Origin of the sequence: Mesorhizobium sp. WSM4887 (assembly GCF_029625865.1) — a bacterium.
Taxonomy (GTDB): domain Bacteria; phylum Pseudomonadota; class Alphaproteobacteria; order Rhizobiales; family Rhizobiaceae; genus Mesorhizobium.
This window is the reverse complement of record NZ_JARTVP010000007.1, coordinates 198,548-216,170: the sequence shown is the minus strand read 5'-3', so window position 1 is coordinate 216,170 and position 17,623 is coordinate 198,548. Positions and strand designations below refer to the sequence as shown.

Here is a 17,623-nt window from a genome sequence, read left to right as displayed (position 1 = left end):
GACCTCTCCCACAAGGGGGAGAGGTAGAGCACTTACCCGTGCGCCACCATCACATGGCGGACGGCGGTGTAGTCCTCCAGCGCGTAGAGCGACATGTCCTTGCCGTAACCGGACTGCTTCAGGCCGCCATGCGGCATCTCGTTGGTGAGCATGAAGTGGGTGTTGATCCAGGTGCAGCCATATTGCAGCCGGGCCGCGGTCGTCATGGCGCGCGAGACGTCCCTGGTCCACACCGACGATGCCAGGCCGTAGTCGCTGTCATTCGCCCACTTCACCGCCTCGTCGACCTCCGAGAAGCGGGTGACCGAGACGACCGGGCCGAACACCTCGCGGCGCACGATCTCGTCTTCCTGCAACGCTCCGGCGACGACCGTCGGCTGGTAGTAGAAGCCGGAGCCCTCGCCCGGCTTGCCGCCGGTGGTGATCTCGATGTGCTTCAATTCCGAAGCGCGCTCGACGAAGCTCGACACGCGGTCGCGCTGGCGGCGCGAGATCAGCGGCCCGATCTCGTTCTCGGTGTCGTCGGGCAGATTGTATTTGATGGTCGACGCCGCCGAGGAGAGATCGGCGACGAGCTTGTCGTAGATCTTCTTGCCGGCATAGATGCGGCAGGCGGCGGTGCAGTCCTGGCCGGCATTGTAGTAGCCGAAGGCGCGCAGACCGTTGACCACCGCGCCGAGATCGGCGTCGTCGAAGACGACGACCGGCGCCTTGCCGCCGAGCTCGAGATGGGTTCGCTTGACCGACTTGGCGGCCGCCTGCAGCACTTTCTTGCCGGTGGCGACGTCGCCGGTGATCGAGATCATGTTGACCTTGGGATGATTGATCAGCGTGTTGCCGACGCTGTCGCCGCGGCCGAGGACGACATTGACGACGCCCTCGGGCAGGATTTCCGACAGGATCCTCGCCAGCTTCAGCGCCGTCAGCGGCGTCTGCTCCGATGGCTTGAAGACGACGGTGTTGCCGCCGCCGATCGCCGGCGCCAGCTTCCAGGCCATCATCATCAGCGGATAGTTCCAGGGCGCGATGGAGGCGACAATGCCGATCGGATCGCGCCGCACCATCGAGGTGTGGCCGGGCAGATACTCGCCCGCGACTTGGCCTGGCATCGAGCGCACCGCGCCGGCGAAGAAGCGGTAGCAATCGACGATCGCCGGGATCTCGTCATTGAGCACGGCGTTGATCGGCTTGCCGCAATTCAGCGCCTCGAGCGCGGCGAACTCATTCGCTTCTGCCTCGATGCGATCGGCGATCGTCAGCAGATAGCCCGAGCGCTGCGCCGGCGTGGTGCGCGACCAATTGACGAACGCTTTTTCGGCGGCACTGACAGCCGCCTCGATCTGCGCCGGACTTGCTTCCGGCAGGTTGAGGATGGTCGCGCCGGTCTTCGGATTGAGGATCGGCTCCTCGATTTCGGTGCCCTTGTCGAATTTCGAGCCGATCAGCATCTGGGTGTCCATGGGGGTTTCTCCCTTCGCAGTAGCGAGTAGCGAGTTGCGTGCAGCGAGTTGCGAATGGCGGGCAGGGTTCGCGATCGATTTTCCCTATTCGCTATTGGCTAACCCCTATTCGCTGTTTTCATTTGCCCGAGCCGGCGATCTGGTCGCCGTCGCGGGTCAGGTAATAGGCAAAGAGGATCGGCAGCAGCGTCACCAGCACGACGACCATGGCGACGACATTGGTGACCGGACGCTGCCGCGGTCTGATCAGTTCCTCCAGCATCCAGATCGGCACGGTCTGCTGCTGGCCGGCGGTGAAGGTGGTGACGATGACCTCGTCGAAGGACAGCGCGAAGGCCAACATGCCGCCGGCAAGCAGCGCGGTTGCAATGTTGGGCAGCACGACATGCCTAAACGTCTGAAAACCGTCGGCGCCGAGATCCATCGAGGCCTCGATCATCGAGCTTGAGGTGCGGCGAAAACGGGCGACGGCATTGTTGTAGACGACGACCACGCAGAAAGTGGCGTGGCCGAGCACGATCGTCCAGAACGAGAACGGGATGTCGGCGAGCGCAAAAGCCGAGCGCAGCGCGATGCCGGTGATGATGCCGGGCAGCGCGATCGGCAGGATGACGAGCAATGAAATCGCCTCGCGGCCGAAGAAGCGCGTCCGCGAAACCGCAGCGGCGCAGAGCGTGCCAAGAACCAGTGCGATTGCGGTCGAAATGGCGGCGACGCGGATCGACAGCGACAGCGCCTCCCAGACATCCGGCCTGTTCCAGGTGACGGCGAACCATTGCGTGGTCAAGCCGGGCGGCGGCCACACAAAACTCTTCTCTTCGGTGGTGAAGGCATAGACGAAGATCAAAAGGATCGGCAGGTGCAGGAAGAGCAGGCCGCAGGCGGCGGCGATCTTCAGCCCGAGCGGAGCGGATTGGCCGCGATCAGAGCGCATCGAAAGCTCCCATGCGCTTGGCGCCCCACAGATAGAAGCCCATGATGACGATGGGCACCACGGTGAAGGCGGCGGCTAAAGGAATGTTGCCGGCGGTGCCTTGCTGCGAATAGACGGCCTGGCCGATGAACAGGCGCGAGGTGCCGATGATCTGCGGGATGATGTAGTCGCCCAATGTCAGCGAGAAGGTGAAGATCGAGCCGGCGACGATGCCCGGCAGCGCCAGCGGGAAGAGCACGTTACGGAAGGTCTGGCCGGGCGAGGCGCCGAGATCGGACGAGGCCTCGACGAGATTGCCGGGGACGCGCTCCAGCGCCGCCTGCACAGGCAGGATCATGAACGGCAGCCAGACATAGACGAAGACGATGAAGGTGCCGGTGAAGGAGACCGACAGCGAGTTGCCGCCGACGATCGGCAACGACAGCCAGGCCTCGAGCAGCCACAGCAGGCCGAGCTTGCCTAACAGCCAAGTGAGAATGCCTTCCTTGGCGAGGATCAGTTTCCAGGCGTAGATCTTGACCAGATAGCTCGACCAGAGCGGCAGCATGACGCCGAGATAGAACAGAGCCTTCCAGCGGCCGCGCGCATAGCGCGCCGCGTAATAGGCGATGGGGAACGCGATGACCGCCGAGGCGAGCGTCACGAGCGCCGCCATCGTCACTGTGCGCAGGATGATGTCGAGATTGGCGGCCTGGAACAGGTCGCCATAGGTCTTCAGCGTGAACTCGCGGTTGATCAGGCCGGAGAACTCGTCGATCGAGAAAAAGCTCTGCAAAAGCAGCGCGAAAAGCGAGCCTATATAGACGATGCCCAGCCACAGAAGCGGCGGCAGCAGCATGAGCAGCAAGAGAAGTATCGGCCGGCGCCATAAGAGGTCGGAGAGCGCCCCGCGCATGCCGCCGTTGCCGGGCAGGATGGCGGGCACAGGCTTGGATTGAAGAGCGGCGATTGTCATCGAGCCGCACCGACGATCAGATCAACGGCGGCAAGGCCGAGATCCTTCACACCCAGCTCTGACCCGGCCATCTCCCCCGCGAGGAGGGAGGTCAGCAGCTCGTCTGCCCCGCCAGTTCTGCAACGCCGAAGATTGGCGAAGCGAGTGGCGACAGCCAATCTCCCCCCTTGCGCGGGAGATGTCCGGCAGGACAGAGGAGGGTGCTTTGCACAAACCGCAATCATGCCGACTCGTCCATCAGATGCAGGTGCTCGCGGTTGAAGGTGAGCATCACCGCCTCGCCTTCGGCAGGGAGCGCGGTCCCCGCCGGCACCATGGCATGCAGCCTCAGCCCATCGGCATCGAGCGCCAGCCTTGTGGTGGCGCCGAGATAGTTGGTCCCGACCAGACGCGCGGCAACGCCATCGCCGCTCGTGGCGCCCGATACGCGGATGGATTCAGGCCTGAGGCTGCCCCAGCGATGCTGGCCGGAATAGCGCTGCACGAAATCCGGCGGCAGCACGTTGGACGAGCCGACGAAATCGGCGACGAAGCGCGTCCTCGGCCGCTGGTAAATGTCCTCCGGCGTGCCGACCTGCATGATTCTGCCGTCGTTGAAGACGGCAACACGGTCGGCCATGGAAAGCGCTTCGCCCTGGTCGTGAGTGACGAAGACGAAGGTGATGCCGAGCACCTTCTGCAGCGACTTCAGTTCCTCCTGCATGTTCTCGCGCAGCTTGAGGTCAAGCGCGCCGAGCGGCTCGTCGAGCAGCAGCACCTTGGGCTGGTTGACGAGCGCCCGGGCAAGCGCGACGCGCTGTCGTTGGCCGCCGGAGAGTTGGCCGGGGCGCCGGGCCCCATAGCCCGGCAGGCGTACCAGCGAGAGCGCCTCTTCCGCCGCCTTCAGCCGTTCGACCCTGCCGACGCCCTTGACCATCAGCCCGTAAGCGACGTTGTCGAGCACGTTCAGATGCGGGAACAGCGCGTAGTCCTGGAATACGGTGTTGACGTTGCGGCGATAGGGCGGAACGCCTTCGGCCCGCTCGCCGAAGATGGAGATCGAGCCGGCCGTCGGCTGCTCGAAGCCGGCGATCAAACGCAGGCAGGTCGTCTTGCCGGAACCGGACGGCCCGAGCATGGCGAAGAACTCGCCCGGCGCGATGTCGAGATCGACCGCATCGACGGCGCGCACGCTGCCGAAATGGCGCGAGACTTGTTTGAAGGAAACGGCGGAGGTCATGATCTGTCCTGAAGGTTCAGGCTCTGAAATTCGGGCGTCTGTGCTGCCCCTCGTCCGCCTGCCGGCACCTTCTCCGCGTGAAAGACGGGGAGAAGGGACAAACTCCAGCGCTGGCGCCCCCCTCTCCCCGTGGAGAGGGTAAGGGTGAGGGGCAGCGCCAAGTTCTAAAGGCCAGGCGAACTCACCGCCCGCCGATGACGCCGATATAGTCCGACACCCAGCGGTAATAGGGCACGCACTTGTCATTCTGGCTGGCGCATTTCGAGATCGGCGTCTTCCAGAACTTGATCTTCTCGAAATTGTCGTAACCGTTGGTCTTGCAGCCCTCGTCGCCGAGCAGTTCATTGCCCTTGCAGGCGGCGGGCACGACCGGCAGCGAGCCGAACCAGGACGACACATCGCCCTGGACCTTGGGCGAGAGCGAGTGCTCGAGCCACATATAGGCGCAGTTCGGATGGGCGGCGTCGGCTTCCATCATGGTGGTGTCGGCCCAGCCGGTCACGCCCTCCTCCGGCACGGTCGAGGCGACCGGCTTCTTGGCGGCGATCAGCGTGTTCACCTGATACGGCCACGAGCCGGAGGCGACGACGCCTTCGTTCTGGAAATCGTCGACCTGGATCGCGGCGTCATGCCAGTAGCGGCCGACCAGGGTGCGCTGGGTGCGCAGCAGATCGAGCGCCGCCTTGTACTGGTCTTCGCTGAGCTCGTACGGATCCTTGATGCCCAGTTCCGGCTTGTGGAACATCAGGTAGTTGGCGGCATCGGCAATATGGATCGGGCCGTCATAGGCCTGGACACGACCCTTGTTCGACTTGCCGTCGGGCAGCTTCATCTCCTCGAAAACGACGTTCCAGCTCTTGGGCGCTTCCTTGAAGACGGTGGTGTTGTACATCAAGATGTTCGGGCCCCACTGGTAGGGGACGCCGTAATGCACCTTGTCGACGGTGAACCAGGGCGCGTCCTTGAGACGGTCGTCGATCGTCTTCCAGCTCTTGATGAGGTCGGTGTTGATCGGCTGCACGCGCTTGCCGGCGACGAGGCGCAGCGAAGCATCACCAGAAGCCGTCACCAGGTCGAAGCCGCCCTCGTTCATCAGCGAGACCATCTCGTCCGACGTATTGGCGGTCTTGACGTTGACCTTGCAGCCGGTCTCCTTCTCGAAGGCAGACACCCAGTCGTAGTTCTTGTCGGTCTCGCCACGCTCGATATAGCCCGGCCAGGCGACGATATTCAGCTCGCCCTCGCCCTTGCCGACTTCCTTGACCTGGGCGATCGCCTGACCCGAGAAGGTCAGCGCAACCGTCAACGCCGTGCATGACTTCAGGAATGCATTCATCATCGATCTCCCATTTTGGCGCATGACCCCGAAACCGATCCGGTTTTCAACAAGGATCACACGCAAACCTGAACGCCAGAGTTCCCATCACCCCGGCAGCCGCGCTCCCGAGCGGCTTTGTTCCCTGAGCGAAAAGTGCTGTGAAAATTCCGGTTTCGCAAATCCATTTATCAGAAAGCCGATATCGGATTTTCCGATACTCTTTCCGACGCCATTCCGGACGGAAGGTTGCGGCGAAGTGGCCGAGCCCAACCGTTCACACTTTGCTGGAATCGCTCTGATCAGAGCCGCTGCCGGACCATGCGCTGCGACTGGGCAAGTCCGATAAAGTCGCGGGCAGCCTGCGGCAGGCTGGAACCGCGGCGCCAAACCATGCCGACCTGGACGACCGGAAGCGAGCCGGAGATATCGCGGGATTCGATGCGGTCGCCTTCCAGCGACCAGGGACGATAGACGAGATCTGGCAGCAGCGCCACGCCGGCGCCGGTGGCGACGAGGCTGCGCACGGCCTCGACGGAGCGGGTGCGGAAGGCGACATGCGGTCTCGCACCGAGCGCCGACAGCAGCTTGCCGGTGTTCTCCTCGATCTCGTCGACGGTCAGCATGATCAGCGGTTCGGAAGCGATGTCGCCGATCGAGATAATGTCGGCGCTGGCGAGCTTGTGGCTGAGCGGCAGCCAGAGCCGATAGGCCGAGACTTCGAGGATTTCCGACTGCAGCGCGGTGCGATCGCGCAAATTCGACGTGACCATGACGGCGATGTCGAGCTTGCCGCCGACCAGCAGATGCTCGAGATAGTCGCCATTGTCCTCGATCGCCGAGACTTCGACGCTTGGATAGGCGCGGCGGTAGCGAGCCAGCAGATCGGAGAGCACGTAGCCGGCAACAAGCGAGGTGACCCCGAGCTGCAGCCGCCCGCCCGCGGTGAGTTGATCGCCTAGGAAGGCGCGGCGCGCATCGGAAACGTCGGCCAGGATTTTCGTCGCGTGGCGCAGGAACTGGTGGCCCTTATGGGTGATGTTGAGGCCGCGCGGGTGGCGGTCGAACAGCTCGACGCCGAGATCGCTCTCCAGCTCCTTGATCGCTTCGGTGACCGAGGATTGCGAGATGGAGAGGTTCTGCGCGGCGCCCGAGACCGTGCCTTGCTCGGCGACGGCGACGAAGAACTGGAGCTGGCGGATGGTGAAGGCCATGACCCGACTAAACACCGGCGCGGCCGGGAAGGAAAGCCGTTGGCGCATCCGGCGCTAGGCCGTCGCAATGCTGAGACGCGCGCCGGCCTGGCTGAGCGCGGCGGCGATGTCGCGCGGCGGCGGCTGGTCGGTCGCAAGTTCGGAGAAACCGTCGAAGCCGCAGACCTGAACCAGGCCCTGCCGGCCGAACTTGGTATGGTCGGTGACGACCAGCGTGCGTTGCCCGCGCGACAACACCATGCGGGCGAATTCCGCCTCCTCCAGCTCGTAGTCGGTCAGGCCGGCGACGGCGTCGACCGCGCCGATGGAGATCACCGCGTGGCTGACCGAGAAGCGGCTTACGAATTCGATCGCCGCGACTCCGAGGGCCGCGCCTGAATCGCTGCGCAGCTCGCCGCCGGCCATATAGACCTTGTTGCCGTTCACCGTCGCCAGCGTACGGGCGATGTCGGACGAATTGGTGACCACCGTCAGGCGGCGATGGCCGAGCAGTTCGCGCGCCAGGAAGGACGTGGTGGTGCCGGTGTCGAGCATGATCGACTCGCCGTCGCGGATGGTGGCCGCGACCATGCGGGCAATCAGACGCTTTGCTTCGGCATTCTCGCGCATGCGGCGCTCGAACGGCGCCTCGCCTGTCATAGAGCGCAGGCTGACGGCGCCATGCATCTTGAGCAATGCTCCGTCATCCGTCAGCGGTTTCACGTCGCGCCTGACCGTCTCCAGCGACACGCCCAGGCGCTCGGCCAGGCTGGCGATGGTGATCGTGCCCTCCTCACCGAGGAGCCGCAGGATCTCGCCGTGCCGTTTCGAGTGGATCATGTGGATGTCCGGGATTTTGACCGATTCTACGGCATTCCTAACGCTTTTAAAGGAATTGCTCATATTTTCGGGCAAAACACCCAAAAAAGGTCACAGCTTTTTATTGACAGCAACATCACGCTGGCGTGAGATTGTTGTCGTGACAGGCTCGGAACTGCCACAGGAGGGTGATGGCAGAGCCGCAATCGACTGACCAGATTTTCTGGAACGTGCCTGACGCGAGCTTTTTTCGAATCCGCGGGGGCGGATGCCGGGATCCTAAGCCTGGCCAAGGGGCTCGTCGGTGTGGTGAGGGATATCAGTCCCGGCATCCCGCACCGACGAGGCCTTTCTTTTTTCTCTCATCGCTTTGTGAGAGACCGGCGCTTTGTCGAAAGCCGGCCGAAGCAGGACCGAACCCGTGAGCGCCGCCGTAACCACCGAAGACCGCATCCGCGCTCTGCCCTGCTGGAGCGGCGGCATCGAGATCGAGCCGCTGCCGGGCGGCCTCAGCAACGCCAACTATGTCGTTACCGACGCCGCCGGCCGGCACGTGGTGCGCTTCGGCCAGGACTTCCCGTTCCACCATGTCTTTCGCGAGCGCGAGGTGATGACGGCGCGCGCGGCGCATGCGGCCGGCTTCGCGCCGGCCGTGCACTACGCCGAGCCCGGAATTCTGGTGACCCAGTTTCTCGGCGCCAGGACCTTCCTTGCCGAGGATGTGCGCGCCGATCTCGGCCGCGTGGCGGCGCTGCTGCGGCGCTTTCACCGCGAGATGCCGAACCACGTCTCCGGCGCCGGTTTCATGTTCTGGGTCTTTCATGTCATCCGTGACTATGCGCGCACGCTCGAGGAAGGTGGCAGCCGCAAGAAGGACGAGCTGCCGCGCTATCTCGCTTTAGCCGACGAGCTCGAACGGGCGCAGAAGCTTTTGCCGATCGTCTTCGGCCACAATGATCTTTTGCCGGCCAACATCCTCGACGACGGCAAGCGGCTGTGGCTGATCGATTTCGAATATGCCGGCTTCAACACGGCCATGTTCGATCTGGCCGGCGCCGCCTCGAATGCGGGCATGAGCGACGAGGAATCCTTCGCCTTCCTGACCGCCTATTTCATGAAGGAGCCGGACAGCGAGATCCGCCGCTCGCACGCGGCCATGCAATGCGCCTCGCTGCTGCGCGAGGCAATGTGGAGCATGGTCTCCGAGATTTATCTCGACGCGCCCGGCATCGATTACGTCGCCTATACCGAAGAGAACCTGGTGCGGCTCGACGCTGCACTGGAAAACTACCGGACGAGATACGGAACAAGATCATGACTTTGCCCAGCCATGCCGACATCGTGGTCATCGGCGGCGGCATCATCGGCTGCTCGACCGCCTATCATTTGGCGCGCGACCACAAGGCCGACGTGGTGCTGCTGGAGCAAGGCAAGCTGACCTCGGGATCGACCTGGCACGCGGCCGGACTGGTCGGGCAGCTGCGCTCATCGGCCTCGATCACCCGCGTGCTCAAATATTCCGTCGAGCTCTATAAGGGGCTCGAGGCCGAGACGGGACTGGCGACCGGCTGGAAAATGACCGGGTGCCTCAGGCTCGCCACCAACGCCGACCGCTGGACCGAGTTCAAGCGATTGGCGACGACGGCAAAAAGCTTCGGCATGGACATGCAGCTGCTGTCGCCCGCCGAGGTGAAGCGCATGTGGCCGCTGATGGAAACCGGCGACCTCGTCGGCGCCTCCTGGCTGCCGACCGACGGCCAGGCCAACCCCTCCGACATCACCCAATCGCTCGCCAAGGGCGCGCGCGTGCATGGCGCCAAACTGTTCGGTGACGCGCGCGTCACCGGATTCGAGATGACGGACGGACGCATCACCGCGGTGAAGACCGAAAAGGGCGATATTGCCTGCGACAGAGTGGTGAACTGCGCCGGGCAATGGGCGAGGCAGGTCGGTGCGATCGCCGGCATCAACGTGCCGCTGCAGCCGGTCAAGCACCAGTACATCATCACCGAGAAGCTCGAGGGGCTGGCCAACGACGCGCCGACAATCCGCGACCCCGACCGCCGCACCTATTTCAAGGAAGAGGTCGGCGGGCTGGTAATGGGCGGCTATGAGCCGAACCCGCAGGCCTGGACGACTGAGCTCCCCGGGGGCGACGTGCCCAACGACTGGGCGTTCCGCCTGTTCGATGACGATTACGACCACTTCGAGCAGCATATGGCCCAGGCGATCGAGCGGGTGCCGGCGCTGGCCAATGTCGGCGTGAAGCAAATGATCAACGGATCGGAAAGCTTCACGCCGGACGGCAATTTCATCCTTGGTGTCGCGCCCGAATGCGCCAACATGTTCGTCGGCGCCGGTTTCAACGCCTTCGGCATCGCGTCCGGCGGCGGCGCCGGCTGGGTGCTGGCGCAATGGGTGGTCGACGGCGAGGCGCCGCTCGACCTTTGGGTGGTCGACATAAGGCGGTTCTCCGGTCTGCACCGCGACCGCGGCTGGGTCCGCGACCGCACGCTGGAAGCCTATGGCAAGCACTACACGATCGGTTTTCCGCACGAAGAGTATCTGTCCGGCCGGCCGCGCATCGTTTCGCCGCTTTACGAGCGGTTGAAAACCCACCGTGCCGTGTTCGGCTCCAAGCTCGGCTGGGAGCGGCCGAACTGGTTCGCGCCCGACGGCGTAGAGCCGGAAGACGTCTATTCAATGGGCCGGCAGAACTGGTTCGAGGCGGTCGGCGAGGAACATCGGCATGTGCGCGAGAAAGTCGGCATCTTCGACCAATCCTCCTTTGCCAAATATGAGATGACCGGGGCCGATGCGCTGAGGGCGCTCGACTGGATCTGCGCCAACGACATCAACAAGCCGGTCGACCGGCTGACCTATACGCAGCTTCTCAACACGCGCGGCGGCATCGAAGCAGACCTCACGGTGGCACGGCTCGGCGAGGACAGGTTCTACATCGTCACCGGCACCGGTTTCCGCACGCATGATTTTTCGTGGATCGGCGACCATCTCGGCCAGGGACTCGACGCGGCGCTGAAAGACGTCACCGAGGATTTCGGCACGCTGTCGCTGATGGGGCCGCGCGCCCGCGACGTGCTGTCGGCGGTAACGGGTGCGGATGTCTCTAACGCCGCCTTCCCCTTCGGCCACGCGCGCGAGATCGACATCGCCAGCCACACCGTGCGGGCGCTGCGGGTGACCTATGTCGGCGAGCTCGGCTGGGAGTTGCATGTGCCGATTGCCGCGACGGGCGAGATTTTTGATGCCCTCATGGCAGCCGGGAAACAGCATCGCATCCGCCCGGTCGGCTACCGGGCGCTGGAATCGCTGCGGCTGGAAAAGCGCTATCGCGCCTGGGGGGCGGACATCACGCCGAATGACACGCCGCAGGAAGCGGGCCTCGGCTGGGCTGTGAAGCTCAGGAAGAACAACGACTTCATCGGGCGGCGGGCGCTGGAGAAAGCGGCCGGCCAGCCGCTGACAAAACGCTTTGCCGGCTTCACGGTCGACGATCCGGACGTCGTCCTGGCCGGACGCGAGACGATCCTGCGCAACGGCCAACCGGTCGGCTATCTCACCAGCGGCGGCTATGGCTATACGGTGGAGAAGAACATCGGCTATGGCTATGTGCGCAACGCCGATGGCGTCAGCGACGACTTCCTCGCCTCCGGCGCCTATGAACTGGTGGTGGCGATGGAGCGCACGCCGGCAAAGATCCATCTCGAGCCGATGTACGATCCGGCCGGAGAGAAGATAAAGGCGTAAGCGAGGAAAGCGGTCAGCCGACGCGCAGCACGAGGCCCCTGCTTGGCACCGCATCGCCCTCGCCGGGCATCGACGCGTAAGGCCGTGTCTCTTCAAGCCGGGTTATGACGTCCTCCGCTTCGAGCACGGCGATCCGCTCGGCAAAGCCGGCCTGCCAGAGCGTGTTCTTGATCGTCAGCACGATGATGCCGCCTGGACGGCAGATGCGGATCAGCTCGTCCAGCCCCTCGACGCCGACATGGCCGGAGGTGAAGACGCCGGCCGAAACGATGCCGGCATAGGCGCCGTCCGAGAAAGGCAGGGCGCCGCCCAGCGCCAGACGATGCAGCGCCGTGTAGACGCCCTTGGCGCCGGCCTTGTCCAGCATGCCTTGCGAGATGTCGAGCGCCTCGACACGAGGATAGCCGGTGATTGCGAGCCATTCGCCGATCAGCCCGGTGCCGGCGCCTGCGTCGAGCACAGGTTCCGCGCCGCGCGGCAGATGGCGGGCCAGCAGGGCCAGGCAGATGGTCGGATGGCGATAGCCGGCCGCCGACATATCGGCGTCGTAAGTTTCGGCCCAGCTATCGTAGATTGCGGCCACCTCGTCCGGCCGTGTTGCGGCATAGGCCGCGCTTAGCGCGCTGTTGTGCTTGCCGTCCGCCATTGCCGCTCCCGCCGCCGATTCGTGTCGGCCATGGTAGCCAAGCGGCAAAAACTGTGGAACCGTTCCGCCATAAACATGGCGTGATGGTTAAGGGGGTGACGATGGAAGAGGCGCGCGCGGCGCTGGCCGCCATTCCGGCGCTTGCCGGATACGAGGGGCCGCTGGAGCGGCTGGGCGGCCTTACCAACCGTGTCTACAAGGCCGGCGAGGTCTGCCTGCGCATTCCCGGCAAGGGCACGGAGGAATATATCAACCGCGCCAACGAGGCGGTGGCGGCGCGCGAGGCGGCCAAGGCCGGCGTCAGCCCGGAGGTGCTTTTTGCCGACCCCGCATCCGGCTTGATGGCAACGCGCTTCGTCGCCGACGCCGAGACCATGTCGCCGGAAAAGTTCAAGGCCAGGCAGGGAAGTCCGGCGCGCGCGGGCGCAGCCTTCCGAAAGCTGCATGCGTCCGGCGCGGTCTTCCCCTTCCGCTTCGAGCTGTTTGCGATGATCGACGACTATCTGAACGTACTGTCGACCAAGGATGTGACCCTGCCGCCCGGCTATCACGACGTGGTGCGCGAGGCGGGCAGCGTGCGCGAAGCATTGGTCGCGCACCCGATCCAGCTTGCTGCCTGCCACTGCGATCCGCTCTGCGAAAACTTTCTCGATACCGGGGAGCGGATGTGGATCGTCGACTGGGAGTACTCCGGCATGAACGATCCGTTGTGGGATCTCGGCGACCTCTCGGTCGAAGGCAAGTTCGACGCCGGCCAGGACGAAGAGCTGATGCGCGCCTATTTCGGCGGCGAAGCAAGGCCGGCCGAGCGCGGCCGCGTCGTCATTTACAAGGCCATGTGCGACCTGCTCTGGACGCTGTGGGGGCTGATCCAGCTCGCCAACAACAACCCGGTCGACGATTTCCGCGCCTATGCGGACGGACGCTTCGCCCGCTGCAAGGCGCTGATGGAGACGCCCGAGTTTTCACGCCACCTCGCTGCTGTGCGAGAGGGGTGAGCGCAGGCCTGGATCCTAGTTGACGCCTTTCGGCACGTTCTCGGGCGGCACGACGGTTTCCACCACCTTCTGGCGATGGAAGATGAAGATGCCGGCGAGCACAACGATGGCCGAGCCGGCGAGTATCCGCGGGCTCGGCACATCGCCGAAGAAGACCAGGCCGAAGACAATGGCCCACAGCAGCAGGCTGTAATGCAGCGGCGCCAGCGTTGACGCCGGCGCCAGCTTCAGCGCGCGGGTGATCATCAGATGGGCGGCGCAGGAGACGATGCCGAGCAAAAGCATGGCGCCGAAATCGAGCGCCGACGGCGTACGCCAGGCGCCGATGGTCAGAACGCCGCCGACAATCAACGTGCCGATGGTCTGCCAGGTGACCAGCGTCGTGTCACGCGTTCCGCGCAAACGCCGGCCGAGAATGATGGCGAAGCCGAAGGCAATGCTGCCGATCAGCGCATAGGCCGATGACAGCGAAAACGCGGCCGACGATGGCTTCAGGATGATCAGCACACCGCAGAAGCCGACCAGGATCGCCAGCCAGCGCCGCCAGCCGACCTTCTCGCCGAGCAGGAGATGCGAGAGCGCGGCGACATAGATCGGTCCGGCCATGTAGAAGCTCATCACGTCGGCGAGCGGCAGATAGACGACCGCGGCATAGAACAGCCCGGTATCGAGCGTGGTCGCCGCGACGCGCAGGACCTGCAGCACCGGCCTTTCCACCTGAAAAAGCTTGCCTGCGCCCTGGTTGGCGATCATCGGCCCAAGCACCAAGAAGGCGCCGATGGAGCGAACCAACACCACCTGACCGACCGAGAAGGAAGCGACCAGCCATTTGCCCATCGCGTCGTTCAGCGCGAACATGAAGTCGCCGGCCAGCATCAAGAGAATGCCGGCGAGCAGGACATTCTTGATCGTGAGATTGCGGGCGAGGAACTGGGCCATGCCCGGCTCCCTACTCGCAATCTGTCGCTTTGAGGAGGGAAATTCGGACGATCCGTAAGACCAGCGGCGGAAATCGGCTGGCGCTACGCGGATTTGTGCCTGCGGTTGACGTTCTCCGGCCGACCGGCGATCGACAGCCGCGTCTCCTGCCTGGTCCGTTCGGCCACCACCTTGCCCCTGGCGATGACACAGAGGCGCTCAGGGCGCAGGCGGACGGCCTCGATCGGATTGCCGGCGTCGAGCACGACAAGGCTCGCCCGCTTGCCGACGGTCAGACCCAGATGATCAAGCCCCATGATGGCGGCGTTGACGTTGGTGACCATGTCGAAGCAGCGCGCCATGTCGGCCGGGCTCGACATCTGCGCGACATGCAGGCCCATGAAGGCCACGTCGAGCATGTCCGCCGTGCCCAGCGAATACCACGGGTCGAGCACGCAGTCCTGGCCCCAGCCGACGCGGATGCCGAGCGCCAGCATCTCCTTCACCCGGGTGAGGCCACGCCGCTTGGGGAAAGTATCGTGGCGCCCCTGCAGCATGATGTTGATCAGCGGATTGGGGATCGCCGAGACGCCGGCCTCGGCGATCAGCGGCAACAGCTTCGACACGTAGTAATTGTCCATGGAATGCATCGAGGTAAGGTGGGAACCGGCCACCCTGCCCTGCAGGCCGAGGCGCTCCGTTTCATAGGCAAGCTGCTCGATGTGGCGCGAAAGCGGGTCGTCTGTCTCGTCGCAATGCATGTCGACCATCAGGCCGCGCTTCGCCGCGATCTCGCAGAGCTCCGTCACCGAGCGCGTGCCATCGGCCATGCTGCGCTCGAAATGCGGGATGCCGCCGACGATGTCGACGCCCATATCCAGCGCCCGGATTGTGTTTTCGCGGGCCGTCGGCGAGCGATAAAACCCGTCCTGCGGAAAGGCGACAAGCTGCAGGTCGAGATAGGGCGCGACCGTTTTCTTCACGTCCAGCAGAGCTTCCACGGCAAGCAGCCGGTCGTCGCAGACATCGACATGGGTGCGGATGGCAAGCAGGCCCATCGACACCGCCCAATCGCAATAGGCGAGCGCGCGGTCGCGCACGGCCTCATGCGTCAAGAGCGGCTTCAACTCGCCCCAGAGCGCAATGCCTTCGAGCAGCGTGCCCGAAGCGTTGATGCGCGGAATGCCATAGGAGAGCGTGGCGTCCATATGGAAATGCGGATCGACGAAGGGCGGCGAGACGAGATTGCCGCGCGCATCGACCTCGCTCCGAGCTGCGCCTTGCAACTGAGGCTCGATCGCGGCGATGGTTTCGCCAGCGATGCCGATATCGGCGATCCTGCCGTCCGGCAGCGTGCCGCCGCGCACGATGAGGTCGAAATCCATGTCGTCATCCCTTTGGTAGAATCAGCGTTATCGTGATCGGACAGGCGGGCCGCCGCAGCCGTTTCTTCCCTGCCGGCGTTTCCTCCGGCGCCAACTCGCTCTATAAGCCGCCTCTCGCCCCCGTGGCGAATCCGAAATTTGCTAAGCCAGACACAGGATCGGCCGTTTGTTTCGCTTCTTCCGCTCGACGGAGAACCAGCGCCTTGTCGCAAGGCTGGTACGAGAATCTTTCCGGGAGCATAAATTCGGCTATGGCGCGGCCATTGTGTCGATGCTGGTGGTGGCCGCCATGACGGGGGCAAGCGCATGGATCCTGAAGGAGATCACCAACGAATTCGTGGTCTACAAGAGAGCGGATCGCGTCAACCTGATCGCGGCCGCGGTCGCCGCTATCTTCGTCCTCAAGGGCCTGGCGACGTTCGTTCAGGCCTATTTCATGAGCCGTGTCGGCAATGCCATCATCGCCGATAGACAGCGCAAGATCTATGACCGGATCCTGGCGCAAGGCATCGAATTCTACCATTCGACCTCGTCGTCCGACCTGATCACCCGCATGACCAACAACGCCCAAGCCGCGCGCAGCGTGCTCGACCTCGTCGTCACGTCCTATGTGCGCGATCTGGTCACGTTGATCGTGCTCGTAGCGGTGATGGTCTGGGAGCAGCCGGCGCTGTCGCTGATCTGCTTCGTCGTCGGACCGGTGGCGATCTACGGCGTCAACAGCATTCTCAAGCGCGTGCGTCAGATCGCCAAGATGGAATTCCGCTCGCTCGGCCAGATCGTGCATGTGATGCAGGAAACGGCAATCGGCGTGCGCGTCGTCAAATCCTTCAATCTTGAAGGCGCGATGCGCAAGCGCATGTACAAGGCAGTGTCGGACGTCCAGAACCGCGCCAACAACATCGCGACGCTCGAGGCGGCCACCAGCCCGGTGATGGAAACGCTTGCCGGTCTGGCGATTGCCGGCGCAGTCTTCATCAGCGGCTTCCTGGTGCTGCAGGGCGGCCAGATGCCGGGCAACATCATGGCCTTTATCGGGGCGCTGCTGCTCGCTTATGAGCCGGCCAAGCGGCTGGCGCGCGTCCGCATCTCGCTGGAGACCGGCATTGTCGGCGTGCGCATGATGTTCCAGCTTGCCGACCGGCCGCTGACGCTGGCCGAAAAGCCCGGCGCCAAGCCGCTGCAGCCGGGCCCGGGCGAAATCCGCTTCGACAATGTCAGCTTCGCCTATCCCGAGAGCCCGCCGGTTTTCGAACAGCTCAACCTGACCCTGGCGGCCGGCAAGATGACGGCGCTGGTCGGACCTTCCGGCGGCGGCAAGTCAACGATCCTCAACCTGATCATGCGCATGTACGACCCGCAAAGCGGCAAGGTCATGTTCGACGGCCAGGACATCTCCTTCGCCACGCTCGATTCACTCAGGCAGAAGATTGCCTATGTCAGCCAGGACACGTTCCTGTTCGCCGGCACCATCATGCACAATATACGTCTCGGGCGTCAGGACGCGACCGACGAGGAGGTGATCGCCGCGGCCAAGGCCGCCAACGCGCATCACTTCATCAGCGCCATGGTCAAGGGCTACGAGACGGAGGTGGGCGAGAACGGCTCGTTGCTGTCCGGCGGCCAGCGCCAGCGCATCTCGATCGCGCGCGCCATGCTGCGCAATGCCGAGATCCTGCTGCTCGACGAGGCGACCAGCGCGCTGGACGCCGAGTCGGAAGCGCTGTTCCGCGACGCGCTGCAGCAACTCACGGTCGGACGCACGACCATCGTCATCGCGCATCGGCTGTCAACGGTGCATCAGGCCGACACGATCGTGGTGCTGGAAAACGGCAAGGTGCTGGAAAGCGGCCCGCACAAGTCCCTGCTCAAACAGGGCGGACTCTATCAGAAGCTTTATGAATATCAGCTGATGCCGTGACGCCGGCGCTTACCCTCCCCGTTATGGGGAGGGTCGCTGCGCAGCAGCGGGGTGGAGGTGCGGCGCCGACCGACCCGGACCTTCGGTCCGAC

General features: G+C 64.2%; 15 protein-coding genes. 5 read left to right on the top strand and 10 right to left on the bottom strand.

The window, feature by feature from the left end; translation table 11 throughout:
- Window positions 1-32 precede the first annotated feature (32 nt).
- The 7 genes from P9230_RS23570 to P9230_RS23540 form a co-directional block, all read right to left on the bottom strand.
- Window positions 33-1,460 (bottom strand): gamma-aminobutyraldehyde dehydrogenase, encoded by a 1,428-nt coding sequence (locus tag P9230_RS23570; RefSeq protein WP_278120882.1) that lies wholly within the window; start codon window positions 1,458-1,460, stop codon window positions 33-35.
- Between the two features lie 118 nt (window positions 1,461-1,578).
- The gene (locus P9230_RS23565; RefSeq protein ID WP_278120881.1) at window positions 1,579-2,394 is read right to left on the bottom strand and encodes an ABC transporter permease; all 816 of its coding nucleotides are present in this window, start codon (window positions 2,392-2,394) and stop codon (window positions 1,579-1,581) included.
- Window positions 2,384-3,289 carry an ABC transporter permease gene (locus tag P9230_RS23560; RefSeq protein ID WP_206516972.1) on the bottom strand — a complete coding sequence of 302 codons (906 nt, stop codon included), beginning with the start codon at window positions 3,287-3,289 and terminating at the stop codon, window positions 2,384-2,386. The genes P9230_RS23565 and P9230_RS23560 overlap by 11 nt, the downstream gene beginning before the upstream one ends.
- A 280-nt stretch (window positions 3,290-3,569) precedes the next feature.
- Window positions 3,570-4,568: an ABC transporter ATP-binding protein gene (locus P9230_RS23555; protein ID WP_067003595.1), complete on the bottom strand. Its 999-nt coding sequence runs from the start codon at window positions 4,566-4,568 to the stop codon at window positions 3,570-3,572.
- A 181-nt stretch (window positions 4,569-4,749) separates the two neighbouring features.
- Window positions 4,750-5,904, bottom strand: coding sequence for an ABC transporter substrate-binding protein (locus tag P9230_RS23550; RefSeq protein ID WP_067324740.1), 1,155 nt, complete (start codon window positions 5,902-5,904; stop codon window positions 4,750-4,752).
- 281 nt (window positions 5,905-6,185) lie between these two features.
- On the bottom strand, window positions 6,186-7,097 hold the full coding sequence (locus P9230_RS23545) for a LysR substrate-binding domain-containing protein (RefSeq protein ID WP_067003593.1): 912 nt from the start codon (window positions 7,095-7,097) through the stop codon (window positions 6,186-6,188).
- A 54-nt stretch (window positions 7,098-7,151) separates the two neighbouring features.
- The gene (locus P9230_RS23540; RefSeq protein ID WP_095799264.1) at window positions 7,152-7,916 is read right to left on the bottom strand and encodes a DeoR/GlpR family DNA-binding transcription regulator; all 765 of its coding nucleotides are present in this window, start codon (window positions 7,914-7,916) and stop codon (window positions 7,152-7,154) included.
- Window positions 7,917-7,920: 4 nt separating this feature from the next.
- Between P9230_RS23540 and P9230_RS23535 the strand changes: the two genes are divergently transcribed.
- The 3 genes from P9230_RS23535 to P9230_RS23525 all read left to right on the top strand — a co-directional run bounded on the left by P9230_RS23535 (window position 7,921) and on the right by P9230_RS23525 (window position 11,663).
- Window positions 7,921-8,109, top strand: coding sequence for a hypothetical protein (locus tag P9230_RS23535; protein WP_127214944.1), 189 nt, complete (start codon window positions 7,921-7,923; stop codon window positions 8,107-8,109).
- Window positions 8,110-8,316: 207 nt separating this feature from the next.
- Window positions 8,317-9,213: a phosphotransferase family protein gene (locus P9230_RS23530; protein WP_095824288.1), complete on the top strand. Its 897-nt coding sequence runs from the start codon at window positions 8,317-8,319 to the stop codon at window positions 9,211-9,213.
- Window positions 9,210-11,663 carry an FAD-dependent oxidoreductase gene (locus P9230_RS23525; RefSeq protein WP_278120880.1) on the top strand — a complete coding sequence of 818 codons (2,454 nt, stop codon included), beginning with the start codon at window positions 9,210-9,212 and terminating at the stop codon, window positions 11,661-11,663. The genes P9230_RS23530 and P9230_RS23525 overlap by 4 nt, the downstream gene beginning before the upstream one ends.
- Before the next feature lie 13 nt (window positions 11,664-11,676).
- Here the strand turns inward: P9230_RS23525 and P9230_RS23520 are convergent, their stop codons facing one another.
- Window positions 11,677-12,309: a class I SAM-dependent methyltransferase gene (locus P9230_RS23520; RefSeq protein ID WP_095824290.1), complete on the bottom strand. Its 633-nt coding sequence runs from the start codon at window positions 12,307-12,309 to the stop codon at window positions 11,677-11,679.
- A gap of 95 nt (window positions 12,310-12,404) precedes the next feature.
- Here P9230_RS23520 and P9230_RS23515 point away from each other — a divergent pair, with 95 nt between their 5' ends.
- Window positions 12,405-13,307 (top strand): phosphotransferase family protein, encoded by a 903-nt coding sequence (locus P9230_RS23515; RefSeq protein WP_278120888.1) that lies wholly within the window; start codon window positions 12,405-12,407, stop codon window positions 13,305-13,307.
- A gap of 15 nt (window positions 13,308-13,322) precedes the next feature.
- On the opposite strand, the gene P9230_RS23510 is transcribed toward P9230_RS23515, so the two are convergent.
- Window positions 13,323-14,246, bottom strand: a complete 924-nt coding sequence (locus tag P9230_RS23510) for a DMT family transporter (RefSeq protein WP_278120879.1) — start codon at window positions 14,244-14,246, stop codon at window positions 13,323-13,325.
- 83 nt (window positions 14,247-14,329) lie between these two features.
- Window positions 14,330-15,610 (bottom strand): amidohydrolase family protein, encoded by a 1,281-nt coding sequence (locus P9230_RS23505; RefSeq protein ID WP_278120878.1) that lies wholly within the window; start codon window positions 15,608-15,610, stop codon window positions 14,330-14,332.
- 166 nt (window positions 15,611-15,776) lie between these two features.
- On the opposite strand from P9230_RS23505, the gene P9230_RS23500 reads away from it, so the two are divergent.
- Window positions 15,777-17,531, top strand: coding sequence for an ABC transporter ATP-binding protein (locus tag P9230_RS23500; protein ID WP_127240065.1), 1,755 nt, complete (start codon window positions 15,777-15,779; stop codon window positions 17,529-17,531).
- Window positions 17,532-17,623 lie beyond the last annotated feature (92 nt).